Origin of the sequence: Amnibacterium kyonggiense, assembly GCF_004364555.1 — a bacterium.
GTDB classification, from domain to species: domain Bacteria; phylum Actinomycetota; class Actinomycetes; order Actinomycetales; family Microbacteriaceae; genus Amnibacterium; species Amnibacterium kyonggiense.
In genome coordinates, this window is record NZ_SOAM01000001.1 from 1,216,764 (window position 1) to 1,229,094 (window position 12,331).

11 protein-coding genes and 1 tRNA gene are annotated in these 12,331 nt (G+C 74.5%); 10 read left to right on the forward strand and 2 right to left on the reverse strand.

The features are described 5' to 3' along the window. Positions 1-3: 3 nt before the first annotated feature. Positions 4-828, reverse strand: coding sequence for an MTAP family purine nucleoside phosphorylase (locus CLV52_RS06215; RefSeq protein WP_133765380.1), 825 nt, complete (start codon positions 826-828; stop codon positions 4-6). A 108-nt stretch (positions 829-936) separates the two neighbouring features. Between CLV52_RS06215 and CLV52_RS06220 the strand changes: the two genes are divergently transcribed. Next, a complete protein-coding gene (locus tag CLV52_RS06220) occupies positions 937-2,709 on the forward strand; it encodes an ABC-F family ATP-binding cassette domain-containing protein (RefSeq protein ID WP_133765381.1) in 1,773 nt (590 codons plus the stop codon). A gap of 11 nt (positions 2,710-2,720) precedes the next feature. Here CLV52_RS06220 and CLV52_RS06225 read toward each other — a convergent pair whose 3' ends face one another. Then, a complete protein-coding gene (locus CLV52_RS06225; RefSeq protein ID WP_133765382.1) occupies positions 2,721-4,199 on the reverse strand; it encodes a glycosyltransferase family 39 protein in 1,479 nt (492 codons plus the stop codon). A gap of 129 nt (positions 4,200-4,328) precedes the next feature. Between CLV52_RS06225 and CLV52_RS06230 the strand changes: the two genes are divergently transcribed. The 9 genes from CLV52_RS06230 to CLV52_RS06270 all read left to right on the forward strand — a co-directional run bounded on the left by CLV52_RS06230 (position 4,329) and on the right by CLV52_RS06270 (position 12,262). Then, positions 4,329-5,744, forward strand: a complete 1,416-nt coding sequence (locus CLV52_RS06230; protein WP_133765383.1) for an APC family permease — start codon at positions 4,329-4,331, stop codon at positions 5,742-5,744. Between the two features lie 98 nt (positions 5,745-5,842). Continuing rightward, positions 5,843-5,914 (forward strand) — tRNA-Gln (locus tag CLV52_RS06235). A gap of 30 nt (positions 5,915-5,944) precedes the next feature. Beyond that, positions 5,945-7,399 carry a bifunctional UDP-N-acetylglucosamine diphosphorylase/glucosamine-1-phosphate N-acetyltransferase GlmU gene (glmU, locus tag CLV52_RS06240; protein ID WP_133765384.1) on the forward strand — a complete coding sequence of 485 codons (1,455 nt, stop codon included), beginning with the start codon at positions 5,945-5,947 and terminating at the stop codon, positions 7,397-7,399. Continuing rightward, positions 7,396-8,373: a ribose-phosphate diphosphokinase gene (locus tag CLV52_RS06245; protein ID WP_133765385.1), complete on the forward strand. Its 978-nt coding sequence runs from the start codon at positions 7,396-7,398 to the stop codon at positions 8,371-8,373. The genes glmU and CLV52_RS06245 overlap by 4 nt, the downstream gene beginning before the upstream one ends. A 3-nt stretch (positions 8,374-8,376) precedes the next feature. Further along, on the forward strand, positions 8,377-8,988 hold the full coding sequence (locus CLV52_RS06250; RefSeq protein WP_133765386.1) for a hypothetical protein: 612 nt from the start codon (positions 8,377-8,379) through the stop codon (positions 8,986-8,988). A gap of 52 nt (positions 8,989-9,040) precedes the next feature. Then, positions 9,041-10,372, forward strand: a complete 1,332-nt coding sequence (locus CLV52_RS06255) for a CoA transferase (RefSeq protein WP_133765387.1) — start codon at positions 9,041-9,043, stop codon at positions 10,370-10,372. Positions 10,373-10,506: 134 nt separating this feature from the next. Continuing rightward, positions 10,507-10,812: a hypothetical protein gene (locus CLV52_RS06260; RefSeq protein WP_133765388.1), complete on the forward strand. Its 306-nt coding sequence runs from the start codon at positions 10,507-10,509 to the stop codon at positions 10,810-10,812. Between the two features lie 114 nt (positions 10,813-10,926). Then, positions 10,927-11,778 (forward strand): HAD family acid phosphatase, encoded by an 852-nt coding sequence (locus CLV52_RS06265; protein WP_133765389.1) that lies wholly within the window; start codon positions 10,927-10,929, stop codon positions 11,776-11,778. Positions 11,779-11,917: 139 nt separating this feature from the next. Further along, positions 11,918-12,262 (forward strand): hypothetical protein, encoded by a 345-nt coding sequence (locus tag CLV52_RS06270; RefSeq protein WP_133765390.1) that lies wholly within the window; start codon positions 11,918-11,920, stop codon positions 12,260-12,262. The last annotated feature ends 69 nt before the right edge of the window (positions 12,263-12,331 follow it).

Sequence of the window (12,331 nt, forward strand, 5' to 3'; positions counted from 1 at the left end):
GGGTCAGACCGCCGGGCGGGCGAGGACGCCGGCGACGAGGTCCGTCGGCACCGCGGTCGCGGGCCGGAAGCCGGCGGGGACGCGCCGCGCGATCTCGGTCACGGTGCGGACGAGCACCGGCCGGGCCTGCGCGACGCGGCGCCTCACGAGCTCGGCGCTCACCTGCTCGGCCGGCCCGCCGCTCGTGCCCGCGTCGCTGTCCGTCACGAACGACACGTTGACCACGCCCATGCCGAGCTCGAGCGCGAGCACCGTCTCCGGCATGAGGGTCGTGACGACGAGGTCGGCGCCGGCGGCGGCGTGCCAGCGCGACTCGGCGCGGGTCGAGAAGCGCGGCCCGTTGATCACGACGGCGGTGCCGAAGTCGCGGTGCCGGACCCCCTGATCGACGAGCGCCTCCGCCGCGAGGCCGCGCAGCGTCGGGTCGAAGGGCTCGGTCGGCGCGAGCTCGAACGCCTCGCCGCGGTCGAAGAAGGTGAGCGGCCGGTTCGACGTCCGGTCGATCAGCTGGTCGGTGACGACGAAGACGCCCGGCGGGAAGGAGTCGCGCAGACCGCCGGCCGCGGTCGTCGTGATGAGCGAGGTGACGCCGAGCGACGCCAGCGCCCACACGTTCGCGCAGTACGGGACGAGGTGCGGCTGGATGGTGCTGTCGACGCCGCGGCGGATCACGTAGGCGACGCGCTTGCCCCCGAGCTGCCCGACGGCGACCGGCGTGGACGTGGGGCCGTAGGGGGTGCGGACGTCGATCCGCTCCGCCTCCTGCAGCTCGAGCTGCTGCCCGACGCCGCCGATGATGCCGATCTCGATCGGTGCCGTCGATGCCATGCGCCGATCCTGTCAGCCCGCGGTGCGATTCCTTCGGACGTCGCGCGCACCGTCCGGGTGCCGCCCGCTGCGCGGGACCGGACGCCGCGCTCCGTAGGCTCGACCCCCGTGGCTCATCTCGTCGGTGCGGAGCGGATCCGGCTGGAGACGCCGACCCGCGTGATCCTCGACGACCTGTCGCTCGGCCTCGAAACCGGCGATCGGATCGGCGTCGTCGGCCGCAACGGCGAGGGCAAGTCGACGCTGCTCGGCATCCTCGCCGGGACGCGCGAGCCCGACTCCGGCCGTGTGACGACGAGGAACGGCGTCCGGATCGGCGTCCTCGACCAGGAGGACCGCCTCGGCGCCGGGACGGTGCTCGCCTCCATCGTCGGCGGCCGCGAGGAGCACGAGTGGGCCGGCGACCGACGCGTGCGCGAGGTGCTCTCCGGGCTGCTGCACGGCGTCGACCCGGAGACCGACCTCGACGCGCTCTCCGGCGGCCAGCGCCGCCGCGTCGCGCTCGCCGCGCTGCTGACCGGCGACCACGACGTGCTGCTGCTCGACGAGCCGACGAACCACCTCGACATCGAGGGCGTGCGCTGGCTGGCCGCGCACCTGAACGCGCGGTGGGCCGCCGGGCAGGGCGCGCTCGTCACCGTGAGCCACGACCGCTGGTTCCTCGACGCGGTGTGCACGCGGATGTGGGAGGTGCACGACCGCACCGTCGACGCGTTCGAGGGCGGCTACGCCGCGTACGTCCTCCAGCGGCTCGAGCGCGACCGGCAGGCGCGGGCCATGGAGGAGCGCCGGCAGAACCTCATGCGCAAGGAGCTCGCCTGGCTGCGCCGCGGCGCGCCGGCCCGCACCGCGAAGCCGAAGTTCCGGATCGAGGCCGCGAACGAGCTGATCGCCGACGTGCCGCCGCCGCGCGACTCGGTGGCGCTGCACGGGATGGCCTCCGCGCGCCTCGGCAAGGACGTCGTCGACCTGATCGACGCCTCCGCCGCGTACGACGGCACCCCGATCCTCGAGCACGTGGAGTGGCGGATCGCGCCGGGGGAGCGCACGGGGATCCTCGGACGGAACGGCGCGGGCAAGTCGACGCTGCTCGCGCTCGTCGACGGCACGCTCGCGCCCTCCTCCGGCCGGGTGAAGCACGGCAAGACCGTGCGGGTGCGGCGGCTGACGCAGCAGCTCGACGAGCTGGAGGACGTGCAGGGCGACCGCGTGCTCGACGTGATCGGGCGCCTGAAGACCGGCTACCGCGTCGGCGACACGGAGCTCGCGCCGGGACAGCTGCTCGAGCGGCTCGGCTTCCCGTCCCAGCAGCTCTCGACCCGGATCGCGGAGCTCTCCGGCGGGTGGAAGCGGCGCCTCCAGCTGCTGCTCGTGCTGCTCGACGCGCCCAACGTGCTGATCCTCGACGAGCCGACGAACGACCTCGACACGGACATGCTCACGGCGATGGAGGACGTGCTCGACACCTGGCCGGGCACGCTGATCGTCGTCAGCCACGACCGCTACCTGATCGAGCGGGTGACCGACCAGCAGTACGCCGTCGCGGGCGGCCGCCTCCGCCACCTGCCGGGCGGCGTCGACGAGTACCTCGCGCTCGAGGACGGGGCGTCCGTCGTCGTGCCGAGCGCGGAGGCCGTGCGCTCGCCCGGCCTCTCCGGCGCGGAGCGGCGGGACCTCGAGAAGCAGCTCGCCTCCCTCGACCGCCGCATGCAGCGCCTCACCGCCGAGACCCGCGCGGACCACGACGCGCTCGCGACCCACGACCAGAGCGACTACGTGGGCCTCGAGGCCATCGCGGGCCGCATCCGGGAGCGGGAGGAGGAGCGCGAGTCCCTCGAGCTCGAGTGGATCGAGGCGGCGGAGCGCCTCGAGTCCGCCTGATCGGCCGCCGGTCAGCGGGTCCAGCGCAGCAGGAGGGCGCCGGGCGCCCGGAACCGTCCGGTCTCGGTGAAGCCGAGTGCGCGCATGCCGGCGGCGGGCACCGCGGTCGCGGGCCGGGAGCCGGGGTCGATCAGCACCCACACCGTACGGAGGTGCGCCGTCTTCGGCACTGCGGCGGCCGTGGTCGTGTCCTCGCCGAAGAGGTCGGTGCTCCGCTCGAGCGGCACCCGGGCGATGAGGTCCTCCAGCCCGCGGAAGGGCGCCGGGTCGGCGATCGCCGCCGCCCGCGTCGTGAGGCCCTCGACGCGGTCCTGCTGGCCGTAGACGATCCCGGAGGGTCCGTCGCCCGGGGACCTCGACCGCTCGACGAGCCGCGCCTCGTCCTGCAGCGTGCTGGCGGCCTTCGCGCGCGGCTGCCGGTCGGCGCGCTCCTGCGGCACAGCGACGAGCGCGAGTGCGAGCGCGACCGAGACCGCGGCCGGGAGGGGCAGCGCCGCGACCGCAGCGCCGACGAGCAGCGCCACCGCGGGTGCGGTGAAGGTCACGTAGCGCGGCCAGTACAGCGGATCGCCGACGAGGGCGGGCGCGGCGAGCAGGACCGGCGGGAGCACGACCCACGGGAGCGCGACGGCCGCGAGGCGCGACGCCGGACGGCGACGGAGGACCGCGCTCGCCGCCCCGACCAGGAGCGCGACGCCCCACGCGATCGCGATCGCGTCGGCCCGGAACCACTGCTGCACGACGCCGTCCGGCACGAGCGGCGGCTGCCCGAGCTGCGCGATCCAGTCGACCTGGCCGGTCTGCCCCCTCGCGACGAGCAGCAGGGGCGCGGCCGGGAGGACGCCGGCGACGACCGCGACCGCGCCGGCCGCGCGACGACCGCGGCCGATGAGCAGCACCGTCGCCAGGTGCGCCAGCGCGAGCAGCGCCGCGTCGACGAAGACCGCGATCGTCAGCGCCAGCAGTGCGGACGAAGCGGCCCAGGCGAGCGCCCGTCGCCGGTCCGTCTCGAGCGCGTGCAGCAGGGCGAGGGTCGCCGCCGTCGCGAGCAGCGCCGTGAGCGCGCTCGACCGGCCCTCGCCGCCCGCCCAGATCATCGCCGGGAGCACGGCGGACAGCGCCCCCGCGGCGATGCCGGCGCGCGGACCGGCGAGGCGGCGGCCCAGCACGACGAGGAGCGCCGCGGTGCCGGCGGCCGCGGCGACCGAGGGCAGGCGCAGGGTGGTCGGCGAGTACGGCACGACCGCGAACCACAGGTGCAGACCGGCGTAGTAGAGCGCGTGCACCGCGTCGACGTGCGCGATCGTCGCCCAGAACGGCCCCCAGTCGCGCTGCGCCATGGCGATCGACGCGACCTCGTCCCGCCACGGCGCGGGCCGACCGACCTGCACCCCGGCGATCCCTGCCGCTGCCAGTCCGACGAGCAGGGGAGCCGCCGCCCCGCGCGCCCGGATCCGCGGGCGCCGCAGGGGTGCGGCCGTGGTGCTCATCCGGCCTGGGTAGCAGCGCCCGGTGGCCGGCGGGTGTCCGGCAGAAGCTGCAAACAACCTGCAAATCGGCCCGACGGGGGCGCGTCCTCCGGAACGCTGAGGGGGATCGGACCCCGGAGGAGGCAGCGCATGACCGTCACGACCGAGCCCGACCGCAGCACCGGTGAGCGGCCGCCCGAGCTGAAGCGGGCCATCGGGCCGAAGCTGCTGCTCCTCTTCGTCATCGGCGACATCCTCGGCACGGGCGTCTACGCCCTGACCGGCCAGGTCGCCGGGGAGGTCGGCGGCGCCGCCTGGCTGCCCTTCCTCGTCGCGTTCGTCGTCGCGACGATCACGGCGTTCTCCTACCTCGAGCTCGTGACGAAGTACCCGCAGGCGGCGGGCGCGGCCCTGTACGTCCACAAGGCGTTCGGCATCCACATCGTCACGTTCATCGTGATGTTCGTCGTCATGTGCTCCGGCATCACGTCCGCCTCGGCGGCGTCGGTCGCGTTCGCGTCGAACTTCGCGGTCGCGTTCGGCATCGAGCCGAGCGGCGGATCGGCGCTCGCCGTCGCCCTCGTGTTCATGCTGCTGATCCTGCTCGTGAACCTCCGCGGGGTGGCGGAGGGCGTCGGGCTCAACGTGGTGTTCACGCTCATCGAGCTCTCCGGCCTGCTGCTCGTGCTGCTCCTCGGCTCGTTCGCGATCGTCGCCGGGGACGCGGACTTCTCCCGCGTCGTGCTCTTCGAGGGCGCCGAGGACAAGTCGTTCCTTCTCGCCGTGACGACCGCGACGTCGCTGGCCTTCTTCGCGATGGTCGGGTTCGAGGACAGCGTGAACATGGCGGAGGAGACGAAGGACCCGTCGCGGATCTTCCCCCGCACGCTGCTGACGGGGCTCGGCCTCGCGGCGGTGATCTACGTGCTCGTCTCGATCGTCGCCGTCGCCGTGGTGCCCGTCGGCGAGCTGGCGGCCAGCGAGACGCCGCTCACCACCGTCGTGCAGACCGCGGTGCCGGGGTTCCCGATCGCCGCCCTGCTGCCGTTCATCTCGATGTTCGCCGTCGCGAACAGCGCGCTGATCAACATGCTGATGGCGAGCCGGCTGCTCTACGGCATGAGCCGCCAGGCGGTCCTGCCGCGCTTCCTCGGGCTGGTCCTGCCGCGCCGGCGCACCCCCTACGCAGCCGTGATCTTCACGACGGCGCTCGCATGCGCCCTCATCGTCGTGCTGTCGCTCCGCGCGGACGACCCGATCGTCGGGCTGCTCGGCGGCACGACCTCCCTGCTGCTGCTCTCCGTCTTCGCGGTGGTGAACGTCGCGGTGCTCGTGCTGCGGCGCGACCCCGTCGATCACGACCACTTCCGCACGCCGACCCCGCTGCCCGTCGTCGGGGTGGTCGCGTGCGTCGCGCTCGTGCTGCCGTGGACCTCCGGCCGCGACCTCGAGCAGTACGTCATCGGCGGCGCCCTGCTCGCGCTCGGGCTCGTGCTCTGGGTCGTGACGGTCGTCGCGAACCGGGCGACCGGGGTGCGGGCGGGGGACCTGCAGGACGTCGGGTGATCGTGCTCCGGATCCGTGCCGCTCGACAGGCGTCGACGCGACGCGGATCCGGAGCACGTTCAGGAGCGGGGCGGGTGCGGCAGACTTGGCGCGCCCGATCCGCCTTGGTGTAACGGCAGCACGACAGCCTTTGGAGCTGTGAGGACTAGGTTCGAATCCTGGAGGCGGAGCACCGTACGTCTGCCGCGCGAAGGAGCCCTGTGACCCCCAGCCCGGAACGTCCGCTCGCGGTCGTCGTCCTCGCCGCCGGACAGGGCACGCGGATGCGGTCCAGCCGGCCGAAGGTCCTGCACGAGCTCGCGGGGCTGCCGATGCTCGCGCACGTGCTCGTCGCCGCCCGCGCCCTGCGGCCGACGCGCCTCGCCGTCGTCGTCCGGCACGAGCGGGACGCCGTGGCCGCAGCGGCCGCCGAGCACGCCCCCGACGCCGTGATCGTCGACCAGGACGAGGTGCCCGGCACCGGCCGGGCGCTCGAGGTCGCGGTCGCGGCGCTCGGCGGGTTCGAGGGCGACGTGCTCGTCCTGTCCGGGGACGTGCCGCTCGTGGACGAGGGCGTCCTCGCGCCCCTGCTCGACGTCCACCGGTCCGGTGTCGCCTCCGCGACCATGGTCACCGCCGTCGTACCGGACCCGACCGGGTACGGGCGCGTGCTGCGCGGCGTCGGAGGCGACGTCGAGCGCATCGTCGAGCACAAGGACGCGACCGACGACGAGCGCGCGATCGCGGAGATCAACGCCGGCCTCTACGTCTTCCGGTCCGCCGGCCTCTCCGAGCGGCTCGCGGCGCTCGGCTCCGCGAACGCCCAGGGCGAGCGCTACCTCACGGACCTCGTGGCGGCTGCCCGAGCCGCGGGGGAGCGGGTCGGCGCCCTCGTCGCGCCGGACCTCGAGGCCGTCGCGGGCGTGAACGACCGCGTGCAGCTCGCCGCGGCCGCGCGGCGCATGAACGACGCGATCGTGCGGCGGCACCAGCGCGCGGGCGTCACGGTGATCGACCCGGCGACCACCTGGATCGACGCGACGGTGACGATCGGCGAGGACGCCGAGATCCGCCCGAACACGCAGCTGCAGCGCGCCACCGCGATCGAGCGCGGCGCGGTCGTCGGCCCGGACACGACGCTCGTCGACACGGAGGTCGGCGAGGGCGCCCGGGTGAACCGCACCGACGCGACGCTCGCGGTGATCGGCGCGGGCGCGGACGTCGGCCCCTTCGCCTACCTCCGTCCCGGTACGCGGCTCGGCGCGAAGGGCAAGATCGGCACCTTCGTCGAGACGAAGAACGCGGTCATCGGCGACGGGTCGAAGGTGCCGCACCTCTCCTACATCGGCGACACCGAGGTGGGGGAGCGTTCGAACATCGGCGCGAACACGATCACCGCGAACTACGACGGCGTGCACAAGCACCGCACCGTCGTGGGGTCCGCGGTGCGCACCGGCTCGCACAACGTGTTCGTCGCCCCGGTTACCATCGGGGACGGCGTCTACACGGGCGCCGGCACGGTCGTCCGCAAGGACGTGCCGGCCGGTGCGCTCGCCGTGAACCCGGCGCCGCAACGCAACATCGAGGGATGGGTCGAGGCGAACCGCCCCGGCACCGACGCGGCCCTCACCGCAGCGCGCGTCGCAGCGCCCGAGGAGGACGTGGATTCCCCGTGACCGGCATCAAGACCCAGGGCGAGAAACGACTCGTCGTCATCAGCGGCCGATCGCACCCCGAGCTCGCGAAGAAGGTCGCCGAGGAGCTGGCGACGAGCCTCCTGCCGGTCGACGCGCGCACCTTCGCCTCGGGCGAGATCTACACGCGCATGGAGGAGAGCGTCCGCGGCTGCGACGCGTTCGTCATCCAGTCCTACTCGGGCCCGGTCAACGAGTGGCTCATCGAGCAGCTCATCATGATCGACACCCTGAAGCGGGCGTCGGCGAAGCGCATCACCGCGGTCGTGCCGTACTACCCGTACTCGCGGCAGGACAAGAAGAGCCGCGGGCGAGACCCGATCTCCGCCCGCCTCGTCGCCGACCTGTTCAAGACGGCGGGGGCCGATCGGATCATCTCCGTCGACCTGCACGCCGCGCAGATCCAGGGCTTCTTCGACGGTCCCCTCGACCAGCTGTTCGCGATGCCGGTGCTCGTCGAGCACATCCAGCGCACGGTCGACCCGGCGAACCTCATCGTGGTGTCGCCGGACATGGGCCGCGTCCGCGTCGCCGACATCTGGAGCGACACCCTCGACGTCCCGCTCGCGATCATCCACAAGCGCCGCGACCCGGCCGTGCCGAACCAGGTGACGGTCCACGAGATCGTCGGCGACGTCAAGGGCAAGATGTGCCTGCTCGTCGACGACATGATCGACACGGGCGGCACGATCGTGAAGGGCGCGGAGGCGCTGAAGGCGAACGGCGCGACCGGCGTGATCGTCGCCGCGACGCACGCGATCTTCTCCGACCCGGCGGTCGAGCGGCTCGCATCTCCCGCGATCGACCGCGTGATCGTGACGGACACCCTGCCGCTGCCGCCCGAGAAGCTCTTCGACAAGCTCGAGGTGCTGTCGATGGCGCCGATCATCGCGCAGGCCATCCACGAGGTCTTCGAGGACGGCTCGGTCACGTCGATGTTCAACGGTGCCGCCTGACCCGTGGTCGCCAGGCCCGGCGAGCGCACCGTGCTCGTGATGTGGGAGTACTGGTGCGAGCACTCGCCGATCTGGGCCCGCAGCACCGACCTCGACGTCGGGCAGCTCGACGCGCGCGAGCTGGGGCTCCCGGAGGACCTCCGCGACGACCTCGCCGACTGGAACCGGCGCTGCGAGGCCGCCGCCGATCCCGACGACCTCCTGGACCGGCCCCCGACCGCGGCCGAGTCGCGTGCGACGGGCGTCGAGGCGTTCGCGCTCGCCGCCCGGGTGCAGCGGGCGCTCGGCGCCGCGTGGACGGTGTGGTGCCTCGCCGGCGGCGGTGACGGCGGGATGCGGGAGCCGGGCGCGTTCCGGTACCTGCAGCGGTCGTCCGGTCCGCAGGTGCTGCTCCGCGACGGGGGACCGGTCGACTGGACGCCGACGCACGTCGCGCCGGCGCTCGACGACTTCGCGCCCGCGCTGCGCCGCGAGGCGCTCGTGTGGCGCGCCTCCGCCGACCGGCTCGAACCCGCCGAGTTCCGCGCGCGGGCGCTGGAGCTCGCCGGCCGCCTGCACGGCGCGCTCGAGCACGGGCGCGTGCTCTGGTTCGGCGGCGGGGACGTCTCCGCCTGACGCCTCCGATCGCTCGGGCTCCTCCCGGGCGACGACGCCGAGACTGGCGGCCATGATCACGCCGGTGCAGTCCGAGTCGGCCCGCCTGTTCGACACCGGCGCCGTCACCGAGGTGCGCGGCTCGACCGGGCTGGTCGCCGCGTGGGACGTCGACGCGCTCGCGACCGGCGCCGTCGCCGCGTTCGCGGACGCGGTCGTCGCGCTGCTCGCCGCCGGTGGCGTTCCGGCGTCCGCCACCGTCGACGCACCGCTCGTCGGGGCCTGGTTCAAGCAGGCGCTCCGCCCCGTCGGCTGGGAGGTCCCGTCGCCGTGGGACCCGATCGCCGGCGACTACGCCGCCGCGGACGGCTGGATCCGCCTGCACACGAACGCGCCGCGGCACCGCGAGGCCGCCCTCCGCGTGCTCGGCGTCCCCGCCGACCGGGACGCGGTCGCCGCCGCCGTGGCCCGGTGGCAGGCGGAGGAGCTGGAGACCGCCGTCGTCGACGCCGGCGGTGCCGCGGCCGCCATGCGCGGGCAGGAGGCGTGGCTGCGCCATCCGCAGGGCGTCGCGAGCCGGCGGGAGCCCCTCGTCGACCGCCTCCACACCGTCCCCGCGACGACGGCGTGGCATCCCGATCCCGTGCGGCCGCTCGCGGGTGTCCGCGTCCTCGACCTGACCCGCGTGCTCGCCGGGCCGGTCGCGACCCGGGCCCTCGCCGCGCTCGGCGCCACCGTGCTGCGCGTCGACCCGCCGGAGTGGGACGAGCCCGCGGTGGTGCCGGACATGACGCTCGGCAAGCTGCCGACCCGCATCGACGCCCGAACCGCGGAGGGGCGGGAGCGCCTCGGCGACCTCCTCGCCGGCGCGGACGTCCTCGTCCACGGCTACCGCCGCGGCGCGCTGGACGCGATCGGGCTGGGCGACGCGGAGCGGCAGGACATCCGGCCGGGCCTCGTCGAGGTCGCGCTCACCGCCTACGGCTGGAGCGGCCCGTGGACCGGCCGCCGCGGGTTCGACTCGCTCGTGCAGATGTCCGCCGGCATCGCCGCGCGCGGGATGCGCCTCTCCGCCGACGAGCGCCCCGTGCCGCTGCCGGTGCAGGCCCTCGACCACGCGACCGGGTGGCTCATGGCCGCCGCCGCGGTGACGGGCCTCCGCGACCGCCTCCGCGGCGGCAGCGGCTCGCACGCGTTCCTGTCGCTCGCGCGCACGGCGGCCGAGCTCGTGCCGACCGAGCCGGGTCCGTGGGCGGTGCGCGACGAGCCGGACGGCGCCGACCTCATCACGCCGTGGGGCGCGGCGCGGCTCCTCCCGTTCCCGCTCGCGGTCGACGGGGTCGCCCTGCGGTTCGACGCGGGGCCCGCGCCGCTCGGCAGCGCGGCGCCGTCCTGGCCCGCCTGAGCCGGACCTCGACCCCCGTCCGGGGGACCCGGGTTCCCCCGGCGCCCCCTCTGGGCATCGACCGACGATCCGTGCACGCGAGAGCGTGAGTCCGCGCACCGCCCATCCGTCCGTCCCCGTCCCGAGGAGCCCTCATGGGTGCACCGAAGCTCCGCCCCCTGCTCGCCCTCGCCGCCGTCGTGCTCGGCGTCGCACTCGCCCCGGCCGCCGTCGCGGCGGCGGAACCGATCCGCGCTGCGGCCCTCCAGCAGACCGACGTCGCGTCGCTGACGCAGGCGGAGGCGCGACTGGACGCGGCGTCCCAGCGCACCACGGACGGCGGCAGCCGCGCGATCGGCGACGGGGCGCCGACGCCGCCCGCATGGCTCCTCCTGCTCCTCGTGCCGATCCTCGCCGGTGGCGGGATCGCGGTCGGGTCCACCGTCCGGCGCCTGCAGTAGGCGGCGGTTTCCGCTGACCGGATGGTCCCGCGACGCCCCGTCGCGGCGCTCCCGTCCGGCCGCGGTGCTGCTTACCGTGATCGGGCCACCCGTCCGATCCGGAAGGACCTCCGCATGCCCCTGCTCCGTCGCTCACCTCGGCGCACCGTCGCCATCGCACTCGCCACGGCCGCCCTCGTCGCAGGAGGCGGCGCGGCCGGAGCCGTCGCCGTCACGGTCGCGACGCAGCCCGCGATCCGCACCACCACGCCGAAGCACGCGTCCGACGTCACGAACGTCGACGTGCTGCGGCAGCAGATCGCGAACTACTACGGCGACCCGCTGAAGACCGGGACCATCGGGAAGCACTCGAACTACGTGAAGGAGCTGCACGGGATCGAGCGCAACGCCGCGAGCTACCTCGCGCACGCCCACCACGCGAAGGGGAAGAAGAAGGCGATCCTGCTCGACGTCGACGACACCGCGCTCGCGACCTGGAACTACGAGACCTCCAGCAACTGGGCGTACGACCCGACGACGAACGCCGAGTACGTGACCGACGAGCGGTTCCCGGCCGTGCCGGGCATGGTCCGCCTCGTGAAGGCCGCGAAGGCGCACGGCTACGCCGTGTTCTTCCTCACCGGCCGGCCCGCCGCGCAGGAGGCGGCGACCCTCGGGAACCTGACCGACTCCGACACGATCGGCCTGGACGCGGGGTACCCGACGCCGACCGACCCGGACGGGACGGGCCCGGAGGACGGCCTCTACACGAAGCCCCCGCTCGGCAGCCCGACCCCGTGGCTCGCGTCGACCTGCGGGACGACCGTCGCCTGCACGACCGTCCAGTACAAGTCGCTGACGCGGAAGCACATCGAGTCGCTCGGCTACGACATCGTCGCGAACTTCGGCGACCAGTACAGCGACCTGAAGGGCGGCTCGGCGGACAAGGGCTTCAAGCTCCCGAACCCGAACTACTACCTGCCCTGACCCCTCCGTCGGGTTCTCCGATACGGAGATCCGGGGGCTTCGCCTCGCCGGATCCCCGTATCGGTGAACCCGGCCCCACCTCGCGGGGCACCGGAACCGGGGCTGCCGGAAGGTCCCGCTGACCAGCAGGATCACGATCATGACCAGAGGTCTGTTCGTGACGGGGCGACGACGCCCCACGCTCGGCGCGCTCTACGTCGCCGCGGTCGGCGCGTTCGCCGTCCTCCTGCTCGCGCTCGTCGGCGCCGGCCTCGCGAGCCCCGTCGCCGTGATCATCGTCGCGGTCCCGCTCGGCCCGATCGGGGTCGTCGCCGCAGCGCTGGCGCTGCCCGTCCTCGGCGCGATCCCGTCCCCGCCCGTCGCCGTGCTGATCCTGGCCGCGGTGCTCGCCATCGCCGCGGCGAACGTGATGCTCGCCGCGGCGGCCTCCTTCGTCGCGGCCGCCCGCCTGGACCGCCTCCGGGAGCACGCCCTGGTCCGCTGACCTCCGGTGCGCCCGGCCCAGCGCTTCGGCAGGCCGGGAGCGCTGCAGCAGGCTGCGAGGCGCCGTTCG

Bases quoted from the DNA above. Each gene is read 5' to 3' on its own strand.
- CLV52_RS06260 (WP_133765388.1), top strand. From the start codon at position 10,507: ATGGGTGCACCGAAGCTCCGCCCCCTGCTCGCCCTCGCCGCCGTCGTG.
- CLV52_RS06215 (WP_133765380.1), bottom strand. From the start codon at position 828: ATGGCATCGACGGCACCGATCGAGATCGGCATCATCGGCGGCGTCGGG.
- CLV52_RS06255 (WP_133765387.1), top strand. From the start codon at position 9,041: ATGATCACGCCGGTGCAGTCCGAGTCGGCCCGCCTGTTCGACACCGGC.
- CLV52_RS06225 (WP_133765382.1), bottom strand. From the start codon at position 4,199: ATGAGCACCACGGCCGCACCCCTGCGGCGCCCGCGGATCCGGGCGCGC.
- CLV52_RS06270 (WP_133765390.1), top strand. From the start codon at position 11,918: ATGACCAGAGGTCTGTTCGTGACGGGGCGACGACGCCCCACGCTCGGC.
- CLV52_RS06230 (WP_133765383.1), top strand. From the start codon at position 4,329: ATGACCGTCACGACCGAGCCCGACCGCAGCACCGGTGAGCGGCCGCCC.
- CLV52_RS06265 (WP_133765389.1), top strand. From the start codon at position 10,927: ATGCCCCTGCTCCGTCGCTCACCTCGGCGCACCGTCGCCATCGCACTC.